Genomic DNA, 17,129 nt, shown 5'->3' with positions numbered 1-17,129 from the left:
GATTTTAGCATAGTTTATTAAAAAAATGTTATTAGGTGCAAGGGCTGTTTTTGCCGAATAGAATACGAACCTGCCCAAAGAAATGCCTGGTCCAATGCCCCACGAATTGGTAAAATAGCCTCCAGGCAGCTAAATGAAATACGTGATCCTGATATGTGGTCAAATACAACTGCTATATAAATTTCCTTTCTTTAGCGGTTTTAATGGCCTCAGACTTTGAATTAACATCCAGCTTAACGTAGATATTCTTTACATGGCTCCTTACCGTCTCGAGGTCTATAAACAGCTCTGTTGCAATTTGCGATTTGGTTTGACCATTAGCGATTTTTTCCAGAATCTCTGTTTCCCGTTTGGTTAAGGGAGAATTTAGATTCTTTTGAAAAGAGTGCATCACAATGCGGGCCACGTTGGTGCTCATGGCCCCTCCTCCTGAGCTCACCTCCCTGATCGCATCTATAATTTTCGCTGCACTGGAGTTTTTTGTGAGGTATCCGCCAGCACCCATAGTTAGTGCTTCAAAAACCAATTCGGGAGAATCAAAAACGGTTAAAATAATAATATTGGCATACGGAATAGCCTTTTTTATCGCCGGAAGGGCCTGAAGCCCGTTGGTACCTGGCATTTGAATATCTAACAAAATCACATCTGGCTGATCCTGGGGCAACTGCTTTTTTGCCAAATCGTATGAGCCATAAGCATTAATTACAGCAAAGTCTGGTACATCACTCAGCAATGACTGATATCCCATCCTTAAAACATCATCATCCTCGATGAGTACAATGCGTAATTCTTTGTTCATAATTTTATCGATTTGCATTTAAGACGCTTAACTAATCATTTTGTAACAGGAATTCGTGTAGAAATTGTTGTTGTTGTGCCTTTACCTTTTATTGAGGAAATCTGAAAGGTAGATTTTATTCTTTTACATCTTGTTTGAATATTATTAAGCCCTCTTCCTCTGTCTACGGTATCTATATCGAAGCCCTTTCCATCATCAGTGGTTAATATGTTAATGGTATTATGCTCCGTTTCTATCACCATAATTAAAACCTGTTTAGCTTCAGCATGTTTCAATACATTATTTAACATTTCTTTAAATATCAGGGTGAGGTTCCGGTTAAACTCCATAGATAAATGAAGCTTTCGATGCTCGGGCAATACGCCTTCCATTTGAAATGAAACCCCTGTATTCTGAAATAAATCAATCCCAAAGCCTTTAATGTGCATTAAAATTTCAAAAAGATTATCACTCTGGGGATCCAATGCCCAAAGAATATCCTTAGTACCTGTATACAGTAGTCCGGCATTTTCTCTGATCAACCGGATTAATTCCTTTTGCTCTGGCTGATCGTCATTAACTTTCTTATCCAAAATCTCAGAAAGGACATTAATTCTGGTTAGCTTATTGCCGATATCATCATGAAAATCTTCAGCTGTTTGTTTCCGGATTTTCTCCTGTTCTTTAATCTTTATTGTTTCCAGTTGATCTTTCTTTTTCTCCCTGTTCTTGAATATGAGATAAAAGATAAGCCAAATGACAAGCATAATCAGCACAAATGCTATAACTTTAAACCAAACCGTATCATAAAAGGGTGGAATAATGATAAAACTGAACTGCTCAATATTGGATTGTTTACCGTTGGCAATGGCAAAGACCTGAAAAGTATAACTTCCAGGCCTGATTGCAGAGTATTCTATTTCTGTATTGGGAACAGGTTTGCTGAAATCATTGTCTATACCCAACAACTTATACCGGTACACTACTGATTGTGGATTGGTTAGATAAACCGCCTTGAATGTTATAGAAAGATGATTTTGATTGTATCTTAATTTAAATGGTTTATCCTCCGATCTCAAATTATGCAATTGAAAATCATTTGCTTTTTTGTTTTTATCGAATACATTAACCTGTCTGATACGAATTAAAGGGTCGGGTTTGTTTTCTGCTACAACATTGGTTTGGCACCTGATTAAACCACTAATGGTTCCTACTAAAATATTTCCTTTGTAATTCAGAATTGCATTCTGATTGCACTCAATGATCATCGGGTTATCATTAAATACTGTGTATCTGTTTTCAGCTTTAATAAAGCTAAGCTTGTTAATTCCTCTACCTGTTCCGCACCATAAATTTTGCTGATTATCAATGGCAAAACTATAGATGTCATTAGAATTCAATCCGTCCGCAACTACATATTTCCTGATCTCCCCTGTTTTGACATTCCAGCTTACAATTCCATCGCCCAAGGTGGCAAAAAGAACCCGATCTCCATGTTTGATAATAGAGAGTACGTAAGTTCCTTCCAGGGCTTTAATCTTAAATTCTTTGTCAAACTTTCTGTTCCTGATTAGCGCCACCCCTTTTGATGTTCCTACCAGCACACTATCTGTGCTCAGGCCATATAAACACGACGAGTAACCATCAAAACCACTTATTTTTTCGACTTTATTGTCTTTAATATAAAGTGTTGCCATGGGGTTATTGATCCATAATCCACCATTGCGATCCTCCATCATAGCAGAACAAACAAATCTTTCAGGTTTTAAAACCTGTCTGAATTTGCCTCCCTGTAATTTCCAAACCCCATAATCCTGGGCAGAAACCCATATATTGCCTTTCGAATCTGCATAAACAAAATAAATATTACGGTCTTTTAATTCCGGAACATTTACTTCATCTACCTTTTTTCCGTCGTACTTTAAAAGTCCTTTATTAAAAGTACCAATCCAAAGATTTTGATTTCTGTCTTCGGCGATTCCGCTTACGGGATAAGGAAGATCCTTCCCGTTAAACTTATTGTATCGGATAAAGGCATCGCCCTCATATTTATAAAAGCCATCACTGAAAGATGAAATCCAGATGTTATTTTCAGCATCTTTAAAAATAACCTCCACCTGATTATCGCTCAAGCCATTATTACCATTAAAGTGCAAAATCAGCTTCTTATCATCGATCAGGAAAGCACCTTTTTGAGAACCCACCCAAATATTCCCTTTGCCATCTTGTTCAATGGAATGGTAAATATTGATGCGTTTATCGCTAAAGTAAGGCGTTACTTTGCCATTTTCTAAAACAAAAACACCTTTTCTGTAAGTTAAAATGTAGATTTTATGCTTAGTGCTGTGATCGAAAAGGATTTTGGTAATGTAAAGGGCCGCAAAATCAGGTTGAAAAGCCTGGAAAAGCACCCAGGTGTTCTTATTAAGCTTGTAAAGTCCTTTGCCATTTACGGCGATAAATAATTCTCCCGCCTGATTTGCCGAAAGCATGGTTACAGCATTTTTACCGATGGGATAAAAAACAGGCTTATTGTTAATCAGTTTAAAAAGCTTGTTTTCACTAATGCCCCAAATGTTCCCTTGAGAATCTTTATTGAGGTAACTTACTTCATGGCCTTTAAAAAGGGTTTTAACCTTTCCCGCCTGAAGAACATTTATCCCCCCTTCGGATCCGAAAACAATTTGTCCTTTATTATCCTCAACAATGCTCGTTACAGAATTGGAGACTAAACCGTCTGCTTTGCTATAAGAGGTAAATTCTTTGCCATCAAAATTACTAAGACCACCAAAAGTGCCCAGCCAAAGCGTTCGGTCTTTTGCCTGATAAATTTCCCTTACCTGCGATTGCGGTAAACCCTCTTTTAAACTGTAATTGGTAAAATTATAGCTTTGTGCAAAGAGCTGAAAACCATAAACGGAGATGAAAGAAATTATGATATTTATGCCCAGAATGAGTCGTATACTTCGCATCAGGATACAAATTAAGCATAATTTCTTTCAAAAGCTATCCCCCAATTTGGGGGATATTATTTAAATATTGCCCATGTAAGGGTCTGTTTGGGTAATTTCTCCGGTTTCTATTTTTCCGGCGTAACGGTTTTTAAAAATAAGATTCCCTTTTTGACTTACACTGAAATCGTACCAGTTACTGTTTTTCTGAAGATTGAGTACAATTCTTGCCGTCGACTTCGGCTTAATATTCAAGCTTTGGTTTGGTGCTTTAAACTTATTATCGATAAGGTCTAAAGCAATAGCGGTGGTGCCCTTATTCTCCAATTCGAACACCAAATTGCCTGTTAGTTTTTTAGTAACCAGGCCATTTTGCTCAGGGTAAGCTTTAATAACGACCTGAGGGTTTTTAACGTTCCCTGCAAACTGCCTGTAAAAACCATTAGGTCCTGTTATCGCTAAATCATAAGCTTCATTATCAAAATCGTCAATGTTGATCTTATCTGTTAAAACATCTCCCGATTTAACAGCATAGGCCCATATTTTACCGGCAACACCCTTGTACTTGACATTGGTATTCATATTAAAAGGCGCTCCAACGCTTTCAGTTGCACTTCCAAACAAGGTTTTTGCTGATTGGAAACGGAGCAGTAAAGACCTGCCTTCCAAATGTGCATCAACCATGAGGTGGTATGGCAATGCGCAAGCCGGTTTTGTTCCTTTTTCCTGTTTAGGCATAAAGCCAGATGATTGTGCCGCAAAGGATTCATACTTGTTAATTTTGGCTACTTCTGCCTTATTCAGTGCTGTTGGCCCTACCTGAGCAGGTTTATTCCTGGCATTTCCAATTTCGGTTACCACCACTTCTCTTTTCAGCGGTTGGGGCGATTTAATTTCATCCCCGTTGTATGGTCTGAATACAGAGGTTAGATCTCCACAAACAGCTCTTCTCCAATCGCTGATGTTGTTGCTTTTAATCGGCTTTCCAGTCTTTTTATTTAACCATTTCTCCATAAACATGAGTGAAGAGGTATGATCAAAAACCTGTGAATTAACGAAACCACCCTTGCTCCATGGGGAGGCAATAACCAGGGGAACACGGTAGCCTAACCCAATTGGGCTCACTTTTCTACCTTCAAAATCTGTGGCATATTTTATACCTTCGGATACTTTACCACTTGATAAATCATCCGGATTTGGCACTACAAATGGTGGCTGATGATCAAAATAGCCATCATTTTCATCGTACGTGAGCACAAAGATGGTTTTTTTCCATACTTCCGGGTTTTTAGTCAAAATATCCAAAGCTTCGCTTACATACCATGTTCCATAAAGCGGTGAGCTGGTGTGATCTGAAAATCGTTGCGGTGCAACCAGCCAGGAAACAGCCGGCAATTTACCTTCATCTACGTCCTTCCTGAACTGGTGAAAAATATCCCCCTTCGGAACGTTAATGGTTTCTTGCTTGCCCTGGTCGGTTGTAAACGTGAATGGTGCCAGCTCTAAATAATCTTTTTGACTGATATTTGTAGTGAAAGCTTTATCAATCAGGTTTTTCTCCCGTTGAGAGAGTTTATTGTACTTTTCCTGAACTTCCTTAGCGCTTAGTGGTGGTTTTACGGTATTGTCGCCATTTTTTCTGAAATAAGCAGAAAGCTTTACATTGTGCCTGCTGATGTATTCTACGGGATTATCGCCATAGTTTCCCAACCAATCGTCGATCTCTCCCTCCGGAAGTTTTGAAGTCCAGAGCTCATTCTGATAGATTCGCCAGTCGATGCCATTATCTTCTAAAAGTTCCTGGAAGGTAGGCCAATCTACAAAAACATTGTTTTGAGATTCTGCCTGGTCGTTGTTCACCACCGCTACCCTGTTCTCGCTTCTTTCTCCGCGCACTGTTCCGGTAAAGAAGAACAGCCTGTTGGGGGTTGTTCCTGTTAAAGAAGAGCAGAAGTGCTGATCGCAAACCGTGAAGGCATCGCCAAGTGCATAATAGAACGGGATATCATTCCGGTCGTAATGCGCTAAGGTCATGGGGGTTTTTACAGGAAGCCATTTATCATACCTTCCACCATTTCTGGCTGCCAGCTGGTCGTTCCATGAATGGGGTAACCCTCCCTGCCAGGTAATTTTGGTTTTGTTAATGTCTACATGGAAAGGCGCATAAGTGTAACCCTGCCCGTCTTTTTGTAACCAAACCTTATTTCCATCCGGCTGGATGTGTGGATGGGGATCATTAAAGCCCCTTACCCCTCTCATTTTGCCAAACATGTGGTCAAAAGATCGGTTTTCCTGCATTAAAAAAACGATGTGTTCGGCATCGTAAAAAGTACTTCCGGGTTCAGGGTTAATGGCCATTGCCTTCAGCACAGAACTGGGCAAAGTGCTGGCCATACCCGTAGCGCCTGCAAAAAGTGCAGCTTTTTTTAAAAATTCTCTACGTGAGTCCATAAATTATACAATATAGCTTAGATACTGCAATTTAGTTAAAGCTAAACAGGAATAAAAACTGTAATGAGATTGATGCATAAAAGCTTTGACGGGTTGCCCCGTGTTTTAATTTAAAATGGTCTGTGGCCCATGGACCATGGGTTAGGTTTTCCCTGCACAGACCAGCGATTTACTTTTGATAAACCCTTACGTAATCAACTTTCATTGTGGCCGGAAATACCGCATCATCAACGCCTTTTTGTCCACCCCAGTTTCCACCAACAGCCAGGTTTAAAATAACATGAAAATCCTGGTCGAATGGCCATTCCCCGGCACCTTTCTTCGTGTTTCTAAAGCTTAAATATTTTTGCTCATCTACAAAGAAATCTATCCGGTCTGCAAACCATTCTACTGCATATACATGATAAGCGGCATAAGGATCAAGTGCGATTCCTTTGGTTACCTGCGTTTTGATGACGTGGTTAAACTTTTCAGTATGTACACTTCCATAAACCGTATCTGGCTTGTAACCAACATGTTCCATTATATCAATTTCGCCGCTTTTTGGCCATCCACCATATTTTGCGTTGCTTGGCAGCATCCAAATGGCCGGCCATAAGCCCCTTCCCTTAGGTAAAATTGCCCGTACTTCTATCCTTCCATATTTGACATCAACCTTGTTTTTGCTTACCAAACGGGCTGAAGTATAGTGGTTTTTATCTTTGTCGGCCTTAACTGCCGTAATTAACAGATTTCCTTTTTTTACCTGCCCGTTAGTAGTGTCTGCATCAGTATAATATTGTAACTCGTTGTTTCCGTAGCCATTGCCACCAACATCGTAACTCCAGTTTTTGGATAAAGGTAAACCAGCATCATCAAATTCATCTGCCCATTTTAATTTCCAGCCGTTTGCAACAGGTGTCTTTTTAAGTTGTTCAAATAAAAGTTCTGGTTCATTGGTGGTAATATACTCCACACGGTGTGCTAACAGCCATTGCATTTCCGGAGCGGTATTAACTGTCCAGGCGTTAACCGTTAAGCCTAATTTCTGTGCATTTTCTATCCAGTTGTCTTTTTGATAAACGCTGTAATGATAATCTGCACCCGTTAATTTATCTGCCTTCATTTGCTCGGCACTCTTATCGCCATTAAGATAGGCCACTTTGGCTTTTGGCGATAAGCTCAATATACGTTTGCAATAATCGTAATCGAAGCTGATGTATTCTGTCCAATCGATAACGCCTAATTTTTTAACCATTTCTACGCATTTATCAGTAAGTTCTAACCCCCGTTCTTTACTTATTTTAGATGGTTTTATCTCTAAAATTAAACGGGTTGTTTTTTGCTTCTTACCTGCAAGAAGGTAGCTTTCCAGGGTTGGGATTTTCTCTCCGTTAGACATCGTTTTAGTTAACAGATCGGCATAGTTTACCTTTTCGATGGTTAAACCCTGAAACTCTGCATCGTGGTTAACCACTAATACTTTATCCAGGGTCATCCAAACATCAAACTCAGATCCATAGCAACCCAATCTAACCGCTTCGTTTAAAGAGGCGATTGAATTTTCGGGTAATTTATTTTTCTTCCAGGCCCCACGATGTGCAATCACCTGATTTTTGTTCCAGTTAAATTTTTGAGCAAGAGCCGTTGAAAAGATGAACACCATAAAGGTAAAAGTAAGTACTCGTTTCATGTTTTGGTTTTTATTTTTCGACCTCAAAAGTAGATTTTTGAAACCAATTGGATTTAAATACAATGTAACCATTATATGAATAAATACAAAAAGCTTACCCATCCAGGTAAGCTTCTCAATCATTAACTAAATTAAACATCAACCAACACTTCTACACGTTGGTCAACTTCTTTTATCTGGCTCCGGTGTTTAAATCCAGGCCACTTGTTGGCATTTTATACCTGCCGGCATAAGCTAAAGCCATTTTCATAAAACGGTTATAACCCACTTCGTCTTTTGCTCTTTTATGTATTTGTGCTGCCGTTTTAATAAATTCAAGACCACAGTCTTCGGTAACTATAGCATCCGCCCATTGGCAAAACAACTTTTGAACTTCTGGTGTTAAGCCGTTTCTGGATAAAGCCGAACTATATAATGCATTGAAATGATATTGGTATAATACGGGATTTTTGATGGCAAAATTCAGGTATCCTACAGTATCCTTTTTCAGTGCTAAGAAATACCTGCTGCCCAAAGTTTGGAGGCAAATTTTCCAAGATTGCTCCGGGAAATTATTTTTCTTATCAGATAAGAAACGGGTAAATGTTGACTCATCAAGATTATTTTTCAGGGATGCATTTAGCGCCTTGGTTAATGCAAAATCTATTACCGGTTGTAAAACTTCCTCTCCGTATAATTGGGCAAAGCCTTTATAATCATTTAATATAACCGCAGCAGCTTTATCATCTGCAGCACGTGCTACTAAATACGGGAGCAAAGCATTGGGTGCTTTAAAATCTTTTACTGTGGCGGTATATTCTGCCAGTTTATCTAAGGTTAGCCCTTTGTGTGTTTTACAAAATTCCACATAGAAATCCGGGTAGTTTTTTGCTTCATATTGTGCCGTATATCCATCCAAATACATCTTCTGGCCAGCCTTCAATTTTGCCTCTTTAAACATCGTCATCAAATGTCCGGGGTCTTTATATCCCGCGGTTGAGCTAATGAGTTTACCTTCGCTATTTAAGGTTAAAAAAGTTGGGAAGCCATTTAAAATATGTTGAACTTTTAAGGTATCTCCTAGTTTATCTTTAAAGATATCTACCTTTAAGAAAACGAAATTCTTCTCCATTTCTGCTTTCACCACAGCGTTAGGAAAAACATTGTCGTCCATTTGCTTACAAGGAATACATCCGGTAAAATAGCAATCCACAAAAATGAGTTTGTTTTCTTTCTTTGCTTGTTTTAAAGCTGCTGAAAGGTTTTGTTGTTCTTGTGCAATGGCCGTAAAAGCGACCGTTAAACTGAGCGCTAAGGTGATCAATTTTCTCATCTGGTATAATTATCTGGTTATGGTATTGGTTTGTGTGTTACCGTTTAAAGTGCTTACAATTTTAAGCGCCGTTCCTTTTGGGATGCTCAAAATTTCGTTCATTTTTTTGATGTTGCCTATCAATGTGGATGCCGCTACACCATTAATACCGGTAATCAGCTGACCCGCTTTTAATGTCGCGTTTTCTCCTCCTGCGATTAGGCCTAAAACCCTCAGCTTTCCGTCTTGACCAAAGCCAAATAAATATCCGCCCAAAGCAAAATCATTTGGATAATTGAAGGTTTTATTGGGAACAAAGTGAATTTCCTTCTCTTGCAGGTTAATCGTGAAATTATACCGGCTTATCGTTCTGATTCCAATAGAACCATCAAAGCCTGGATTCCAGTTTTCGCTTTGGCCACCACCAGCCATTAAGGTGATTGGGAAATTGCTTAATGGCGGCATCTTGGCAAAAGAGAACGCAGATGCTCTGCCACTATAAGTAGGCGTAGACATGCCCATGCTGGTTGTAGAGCCATTATATTCTGGCTTAAAACCACTTACTAAAAGTTTATTCTTTTTTACAAAAGGTCTGAAGCAGATTAAATTATATCCTGCACCAGTATCAAATACAAAATTGCCTGTATGAGTTTGTTCTGGAGTTACGGTTACATCACCAGGGATAATAAATACACCTGAAGGTACAGTGACAGGAACAGAAATACCTTTATCCTGATATTCATAAACGCCGAAATCATAAAGTGATAATTCTTTCTTGTCAAAGTCTACTTTAGTAATGTAATTTTTAGCGATGCTGTTCCCGATAATACCGTCAGCATCTTTGTGCATTTCGGGGAAAATAGCGAAACTTTGGTTTTTAATTACAAAAGTATCCAGCTGAATGGTATTGCCTTCTGATACCGATATCTGCATATTTCCTCCTACCACAGAGGTGTTTTGCTGGCGCGTTGCCTTTATGCCAACCTCATCTGCGAGGGTTTTGGTAATGGCCATTCCATCAGCTCCGGTATCAAACAATAAGCGAAGTGGCTTTGCATCTCCGTTTACTTTGACATTCAAAATAATCGATCCATTTTCCTCTTCGAAGGGGATTTTTACCCGCAATAATGCAGGTTTATAGCGGTTCATGCCATAAAGCTGATCGAAAATATCAGCATACAAAATTTGGTAAGTAGAATTGGTAAAAAGAAAGCCTGGTTTTCCGGCTTTGCCTTTTGAAAAAGGAACAACTGTAAGCTTAAATCCATCACCTTGCTTATTGGATGCTTTTAATTGAAGCGAATCGCAAGCGTAGCGCTTTGCAATTGTTTTTAATAAGTTGAAGGCCGAAGGCATGGTATATGCTGCTACAGAAAAATCGCTGCTCAATTGAGATTTAAGTGTATCGGCAGATTTGGCTACAAACATCTGATTGATGTGATTAACCAGGCTTTGAGCGGTATTTTGAGCTTGAGCATGGCTCATGCAGCAAAAAAGAAAAGCACAAAAAGTTATTTTTAATTTCATAAGGAATCAATTAGGGCTATTAAAAACCATAGATTTTGGCCAATGCTTTATCAATGTCGTCTGTTGCACTCGATGTAATTCTCAGTACTATTTTACCCTCGGCATTAACCAGGATCTTAGTTGGAAAAGCAATGATGTTATAGCTTTTTACGATGTCCTGTTTCTCAATCCCATCCATGTTCAACACGTGTTTCCATTTAATATCATCTTCAACTATTGCTTTCAACCATTTTTTCTTAGCCTCTGCAATATCTTTACCTTGTTCCTGAGCAATGGCGACAATCTCAAATCCTTTATCCTGATAACGGCTATAAAGCTCCTTTAAATGTGGATGACTTGCTCTGCAAGGGCCGCACCAGCTCCCCCAGAAGTCAAGTAACACGGTTTTTCCTTTATAGTCGCTTAGCTTAATGATATTTCCGTCCTTATCCTTACGTTCAAAATCAATCGCCTCCACTCCATCCAAAGTGCTGCTCATTTTTTTAACATAAGCTTTAATTCCTTTAGCCAGCGGGTGATCTTTGTACTTATCTGATAAATTGTTCCATACTTTGGTATAATCTCCTGCAGTATAGATATTCTGAGATCGGCTTAGTAAGAAAACAGCAGCAAGCGCATCCGGGTTAGCCTGAATAAAATTGCGCTGCTGTTCAAAAATCTTGCGGCCATTAGCGGTAATCTCTGCCATTAATACCTCATCTTTAACTGCTTTTCCGCCATGGTATTTCGCATTGAACATGGCTAGCGAATTATCATAATTCTTACGCTCCTCTTTATACACTGAGGTTTTAAATCTGGCGAGCGCATTATTCTCTTCATCTCCCTGAACTTTCGCCAGATGCACATACAGTGCTTCGCCGGCAAGCGTAATATTTTCATTGAAAACAAAAAGTTCTAATCGCGGGGCTGGGTTGGATGTGATATGACCATCAACGGTTGCAGTCATATCGCGGGGGATAGAAACATCAAACCGCGCCATAGAGGGTTGCTTCAGTTTAGGTAATTTTAATTTAAAATGATCATTGGTTGCATTGGCCTTAAAGCTTCTGGAAACCCCGGTATCATCGGAAAAAGAGATCCATACTGATTTATTGCCCAGGCCTTTTAATGCCCCGCTGATTTGAATACTATCATTCTGTGCATAAATTTTAGGCAAAAAGGATAGCAATAGCCCTGCGAAAAGCAAGCTTTTAAATGTTTTCATCGATAAATGTGTTAAGTAAGGCGCTGCCCGATAGATGGAGGACAACGCCTTTTAGAATTAGTTTGCGAGCGTTTTTTGTAATAGTGCCTTTAACTCTGGGTTGGAAGGACGAGGCGAATCGATGGTTACGATTTTACCTTGCTTATCGAAAACCAGAAAACGTGGAATAGTATTAACTTTATAGTATTTTGAAAACTCATTGTCAGGCCCACCAGCAAAAAGCTGCATGCCGCCTAACTTCTCATCCTTAATCATTTTTAACCATTTTTCTTTGTCTTTAACGGCATCAGTAGATAAGCTGATGATCTGTACATCTGTACCTTTCATTTCCTCTTCCAATTTCTTCAGATATGGGATTTCTGCCCTGCAAGGACCGCACCAGGTAGCCCAAACATCTACCAATATTACTTTACCCTTTAGGCTTGCCATTGTAACTTTTTTGCCTTCCTTATCTTCATAATTGAAATTATAAGCATCTGTTCCAGGTTTATAGGTTAACAATGGATTCATGATAATAGAACTGCGTGCCTTTTGCGATGCCGTTAAAATGTACTGCTCACGGCCTTTCATTAGGTTTTCATAATCTGTAATGGTTTTGTAACCTGCAGCATTGTCTAAAATTAGATCACCCTTTAAAGTATCGTTAGGCACAAACGATGCAAATAAATCGACCCCTTCCGGTCCACGTTTATAAGCTTTACCTTGCTGGCGCATGTTTAAGCCAATAATCCCCGTTAGTGTTCTAAAACCATACGGATACTGATAAACCTTCGCTGTGGTTTTAGTAAAATCTTCTGCTTTGATGGTGCTGTAAAAGTTACTGTACTCTTCTACAGCAGGGTGCGCGCTTCTTGGCGTATTTAAGAAATTAGTCGCGTAGCTTGCTAAATCCCAGGCCATGATATTTTTTATTTCCTGATCGAATTTTGCATTACCAGTAGCTTTTCCGTTTAGGAAGGTCTTGGTTTTAGCGACAATCTCTTCCTGCTCCGGGAAATAATCTACAAAAGTGCTACTAACTTTCATAAAGTTAATGGCTTTCTGCTCTAATGGGTTAGTCAAATCATGCCATTGGGTAAGCACCGTATTCTCTTTTGAATTTTTTTTGCCTGTTAATACATAACTTGAATCTAAAAGACTTACGGATAGTTCCTCACCACCTTTAAAGTAAAACTTATAGTTGTCGTTCGGGCTACCTTCGTTTCCGGTTCCGATTACATAAAGGCCTTCATATTCCGGATAAAATAAGAATCCAAACTGGCCCTTAGTTCCTGGTACTGCATTGGCAATTTCTACTGCTTTACCTTCCTTAACTTTAAAAAGCTTTACATTGCTGAGTCTTTTCTTTTTTAATAATCCTTTTACTTCTACCGGCAACTGCGCCATTGTAGAAAGGGATGCCAGGCATAAAAGCCCTGCGCTTAATAATTTTTTCATTTTCATGGTTTTCATTTGTGTGTTGGGATGGTTATTCTCGGTAGCTTATGTCAACGATTTTGCCTAAACCATCGAATGACTTAAACAATGATAGTGCTCCATTTAAGTTAGGAACATTGAAAAGCTCCATCTTGCCTGATGTTGTTGGATTCGCTTCATCATAAGAACATACGATAAGCTTCTTAGCATTTTCTATGTATCGTGCATTTGTATGCGACATAATTGTACGCTGATATTTGATTAGAGAGACTTTCCTTGCGCCTAAATCCAATACCATGGCATTAGTTTTATCGAATGGATTGTAACGATAAATTTTTGAGCCTACCAAATACATGATATAACCCTCGGCTGGATCAATAGCGAACTGTGTTGCGTTTGTCATTTCTGGAGCCAAAACCTCATCAAAGGCCTGAGGACTGAATGCACTAGCGTTACAGACTATGCGGGCGAGGTAGACCTTGTTGGCATCATTTTTAAGAATTGCAAAGGCCTGTCCGGAAACGGCAGGGGTAAAATCCATATACATTAAATCCATGTTCATCTTTCCTGGAACAAATAGGTCTGATGTGGTAGAAGGAACGGAAGAGGCTGTAGCATAATTTTTATGTTCTAAAAATCTTCTGTTGTCTACATCATACATTAAAGCATATGTGGTAATATTTTTATAGGCTTCTGCTATAAACGGAGAAATGTTAACATCCTCGCCGGTACTTAATCTATTTACCCTACTTCCAAAAGCAAAACCCACGGTTGGATTTTCAAAAAACAATTGCCCTTTGCTATCTAAAAGATATGCTAAGTAGCTTCCACCCTGCGATTTTACCCGTTCAGCGTAATAAGGTGCCGGAACGTAATTAGTCATTGAGTTGGTAAAACTGGTAAAATTACCAAATGTGTTATCCTGCGTATTAATAATAAAAGTACCCTGGTCTGTTCCAACTAAAATACTTTTTGCAATCACAGAAGTAAAAGGGTCACGTCGTTGATAAAAATAAACAAGCTTTGGTTTTCCGTTTAGTGCCAACGTACTATTAGAAGCCAATACATCATTATAATATTGAAAATCATTGTTAACGTAGTTGAAGAAATCAAGTCTGGCTTTCCCATTAATGTCGTTTAACACCAGCCAACCATCAGCAATATTTGTTGAAACGGTAAGTTTTGCAGACCGTCTGAAAGCTACGCCTGTGCTTTTCTCTGTTACTTCATATAGTAAATCGTAAGCCGTGGCGCTTGCTGGTATAGATACAATCCAGTTTAAGTTTCTCGTTTCAGAGATATTCCGTTTAGTTACTGGAGTGGTAGAATTATCCAAAGTATACCATTTATAGCTATACTTGGATGTATCATTTGTATTATCTTGTGTAAATGTTAGTGTAGGGCTTATGTTCAAAACACTACCGCGAAGAGCTGTGTATGATGGTTGAATATTAGTTATCGTGCCCTCGTTAATTGCTTGATAATCGTAATTACCCAAGTCCTTTCTACAAGCCATTGCCATGAACAAAATCAAACAAAGGCCAACTGTATTTATGATGTAATTTTTCATTCTGTTGTAGTTATTTTTGATTATTGCGCATATCTACCCATTGTCATTAATGTTACTCCATCTGCTTCATAGATTGGTGTACCTGCTAATGCCATTTGAGTGAAGTAGGCTTTTAGGCCGTTAGCCCATCCCCCTAAGCGCCTTCCATTTCCGTTTACATTAAACCAATTAGGCTGAACGAGTTCCTGTACATCAAGATTGTATCTGCTAATCAACATTTGGAATTTTAAGGAACTAAATGTGCCAAGGTATCCTATAGTTGAGGTATAGTACGTGTTTCCGGGTGTCCAGAATGGTGGAGGACCAGCTATGTCATCAACCTTCAACTTCAAGCGGGTATAATATTTCATATAGACTTTATTGTTACTAGTAACAGGTCTATATAGGTAATCATTAGTGAAATTTTCATTAGGTTTTAAATCCAAATACAAGAATAAACTATCTTTCGCCATTGCCGCATTTCGGTAAAGCTTGATCTTTAAGGTATCCGCTACTTTTCCAGCTTTTATAGCAAAGGATTTATTTAAAAAGTCATAATCAATGCCTGACTTTAACGTACTACTATCCGATATGGTTAAATTGTATAATCTGTCTGCTGGTTGAGGCGAACCTATTGCACGTACGACTATCTTCAAAATAGAATCTTTAACATTTGATTTTGAATAACCAAAACTAACTGTGAGATCGTTAATCGTATCGGCTTTAGGAAAATATATACTATTTTTTGCAGCCTCATCATCATAAACTTCAAGGCCATCTTTTCTACAAGCGCTTAGCATCATCACAAATGCCAAAACACAGATATAAATAATTTCTTTTTTCATAATAATATTTGTTATCGTGGTGTAGTTTCTGAAAGAGGAACTGGAAAAGTAAAATTCGCAGCGGTAATGGTCATTGCAGCATTAGTTCCTGCAGAAATAATCGAGCTGGTTTGCGTGCGTTTATAATAAAAAAACAACTGCCCTTCCCCATAAAATTCCTTTCTGTATTCTTTCATTATGGCTGTTGTTAGCGCCTGTCCAGTAGTTCCTGTAGGCAGAGCTGGAATATTTCGTTTAAGACGCAAGGTGTTGAGATAATCTACAGCAAGTGTATTATCTGGTTCACATTCTGCTGCAATTAGATACATTTCGCCCATTCTGATTAGCGGGACTGTACGGTTGGTATTAAAAGATGTATTTCCTACATCCTGATATTTAAAAAATGTAGGGTAAGGTCTGCCATTTACTTTCCAAATGTATTGATTTCGATAGTCTGTTGCATATCCTTCAAATACGGTAGCATTTATAAAAGTTCCTGATGTGTTTGGAGCTAAAATGTCAGAATCGAATAATGCGGCAGAAAATGAACTAGTGTGAAGATCATTTAACTTGGTATTCTCCACCCCATAAATCATTTCTGTTCCAAAGATTTTATTTCCAATTCCCAGTGTTAAATCACTGAGGGTCGTCCAGGGAAATTTACTTTGATTTTCGATCAGCACTTTCGCTGCCTTCAAAGCAGCAGCCTTATCTCCCTTCCACATATTTACCCTTGCCTGAAGTGCCTTAACAGCGTAATAATTCATTTTATAATTTCTGGTATCACGCCCATAAGTGTTACTTAATCTGCTGATTCGAGACTGGGTCATAGCAGGATCGCTTCCTTGTAATAGTTCTTCTGCGTTTTTCAAATCTTGCAGTACTTTCTGCATCACGTAATTCGAAGGCTTGTATTCAGAGAATTCGTAGGTAATTTTATCATAATACGGCAAAACTTCTGACAGTGAATCTGCCGAATAGCTTTTCGTAAACATTCTCATCAAATCGAAATAATACATTGCTCTCAATCCTAGTGTTTCGCCTCTGTATAGATTTCGTGTTTTTACATCCAAAACAGATTCATAAGTGTCTAAACTTTCTAAGAATTTATTTGCATTGGCTATGCTGAGGTATAAGTTTGTCCATATTCCATCGATAGTTGCTTTTGGTCTATCCTGACTGTAGCCATAGGTTGACATTTGATAATGAGATGCATTTCCTGAACTTACCAGATAAAGCTGTGCCAATATATCCATTGTGGTACAACTCAGTGTTGCACCGTAGAGTTTATTATCTCCATTGTTGATATAAAATCCATTATTTGCATCCGCAAAGCCTTGAGGTGTAGAATAAAGTTGGTTCTCTATAAATTTATCTTCTGGTTTAACATCTAACCATTTTTTACAACTTGTAAACGTTAGAGCTAAAAGTACCAATAGGTAATAGTTTAAGTTTTTGTTCATAGC

At 38.6% G+C, this 17,129-nt stretch carries 11 protein-coding genes; all 11 read right to left on the bottom strand.

Annotation, left to right across the window (positions count from 1 at the left end; translation table 11 throughout):
• Positions 1-172 precede the first annotated feature (172 nt).
• The gene (locus tag ACQY77_RS12525) at positions 173-799 is read right to left on the bottom strand and encodes a response regulator (protein ID WP_421941805.1); all 627 of its coding nucleotides are present in this window, start codon (positions 797-799) and stop codon (positions 173-175) included.
• 35 nt (positions 800-834) lie between these two features.
• Positions 835-3,750 carry a ligand-binding sensor domain-containing protein gene (locus ACQY77_RS12520; protein WP_421941806.1) on the bottom strand — a complete coding sequence of 972 codons (2,916 nt, stop codon included), beginning with the start codon at positions 3,748-3,750 and terminating at the stop codon, positions 835-837.
• A 60-nt stretch (positions 3,751-3,810) separates the two neighbouring features.
• The gene (locus ACQY77_RS12515) at positions 3,811-6,180 is read right to left on the bottom strand and encodes a phosphocholine-specific phospholipase C (protein ID WP_421941807.1); all 2,370 of its coding nucleotides are present in this window, start codon (positions 6,178-6,180) and stop codon (positions 3,811-3,813) included.
• A 169-nt stretch (positions 6,181-6,349) separates the two neighbouring features.
• Positions 6,350-7,852, bottom strand: coding sequence for a glycerophosphodiester phosphodiesterase family protein (locus tag ACQY77_RS12510; protein WP_421941808.1), 1,503 nt, complete (start codon positions 7,850-7,852; stop codon positions 6,350-6,352).
• A gap of 172 nt (positions 7,853-8,024) precedes the next feature.
• Positions 8,025-9,164 (bottom strand): thioredoxin family protein, encoded by a 1,140-nt coding sequence (locus ACQY77_RS12505; protein WP_421941809.1) that lies wholly within the window; start codon positions 9,162-9,164, stop codon positions 8,025-8,027.
• Between the two features lie 9 nt (positions 9,165-9,173).
• A complete protein-coding gene (locus ACQY77_RS12500; RefSeq protein WP_421941810.1) occupies positions 9,174-10,670 on the bottom strand; it encodes an aspartyl protease family protein in 1,497 nt (498 codons plus the stop codon).
• Positions 10,671-10,689: 19 nt separating this feature from the next.
• Positions 10,690-11,874, bottom strand: a complete 1,185-nt coding sequence (locus tag ACQY77_RS12495) for a TlpA family protein disulfide reductase (RefSeq protein WP_421941811.1) — start codon at positions 11,872-11,874, stop codon at positions 10,690-10,692.
• Between the two features lie 57 nt (positions 11,875-11,931).
• A complete protein-coding gene (locus ACQY77_RS12490; protein WP_421941812.1) occupies positions 11,932-13,311 on the bottom strand; it encodes a TlpA family protein disulfide reductase in 1,380 nt (459 codons plus the stop codon).
• A 31-nt stretch (positions 13,312-13,342) separates the two neighbouring features.
• Positions 13,343-14,860 (bottom strand): PKD-like family lipoprotein, encoded by a 1,518-nt coding sequence (locus tag ACQY77_RS12485; protein ID WP_421941813.1) that lies wholly within the window; start codon positions 14,858-14,860, stop codon positions 13,343-13,345.
• A gap of 20 nt (positions 14,861-14,880) precedes the next feature.
• Entirely contained in the window at positions 14,881-15,684 is an 804-nt protein-coding gene (locus ACQY77_RS12480; RefSeq protein WP_421941814.1) for a DUF4843 domain-containing protein, read from the bottom strand.
• 11 nt (positions 15,685-15,695) lie between these two features.
• Entirely contained in the window at positions 15,696-17,126 is a 1,431-nt protein-coding gene (locus ACQY77_RS12475; protein WP_421941815.1) for a RagB/SusD family nutrient uptake outer membrane protein, read from the bottom strand.
• Positions 17,127-17,129 lie beyond the last annotated feature (3 nt).

The organism is Pedobacter sp., from assembly GCF_965279535.1.
GTDB lineage: Bacteria > Bacteroidota > Bacteroidia > Sphingobacteriales > Sphingobacteriaceae > Pedobacter.
This window is presented reverse-complemented; position numbering and strand designations above follow the sequence as displayed.

Bases quoted from the DNA above. Each gene is read 5' to 3' on its own strand.
- ACQY77_RS12525 (WP_421941805.1), bottom strand. From the start codon at position 799: ATGAACAAAGAATTACGCATTGTACTCATCGAGGATGATGATGTTTTA.
- ACQY77_RS12520 (WP_421941806.1), bottom strand. From the start codon at position 3,750: ATGCGAAGTATACGACTCATTCTGGGCATAAATATCATAATTTCTTTC.
- ACQY77_RS12515 (WP_421941807.1), bottom strand. From the start codon at position 6,180: ATGGACTCACGTAGAGAATTTTTAAAAAAAGCTGCACTTTTTGCAGGC.
- ACQY77_RS12510 (WP_421941808.1), bottom strand. From the start codon at position 7,852: ATGAAACGAGTACTTACTTTTACCTTTATGGTGTTCATCTTTTCAACG.
- ACQY77_RS12505 (WP_421941809.1), bottom strand. From the start codon at position 9,164: ATGAGAAAATTGATCACCTTAGCGCTCAGTTTAACGGTCGCTTTTACG.
- ACQY77_RS12500 (WP_421941810.1), bottom strand. From the start codon at position 10,670: ATGAAATTAAAAATAACTTTTTGTGCTTTTCTTTTTTGCTGCATGAGC.
- ACQY77_RS12495 (WP_421941811.1), bottom strand. From the start codon at position 11,874: ATGAAAACATTTAAAAGCTTGCTTTTCGCAGGGCTATTGCTATCCTTT.
- ACQY77_RS12490 (WP_421941812.1), bottom strand. From the start codon at position 13,311: ATGAAAAAATTATTAAGCGCAGGGCTTTTATGCCTGGCATCCCTTTCT.
- ACQY77_RS12485 (WP_421941813.1), bottom strand. From the start codon at position 14,860: ATGAAAAATTACATCATAAATACAGTTGGCCTTTGTTTGATTTTGTTC.
- ACQY77_RS12480 (WP_421941814.1), bottom strand. From the start codon at position 15,684: ATGAAAAAAGAAATTATTTATATCTGTGTTTTGGCATTTGTGATGATG.
- ACQY77_RS12475 (WP_421941815.1), bottom strand. From the start codon at position 17,126: ATGAACAAAAACTTAAACTATTACCTATTGGTACTTTTAGCTCTAACG.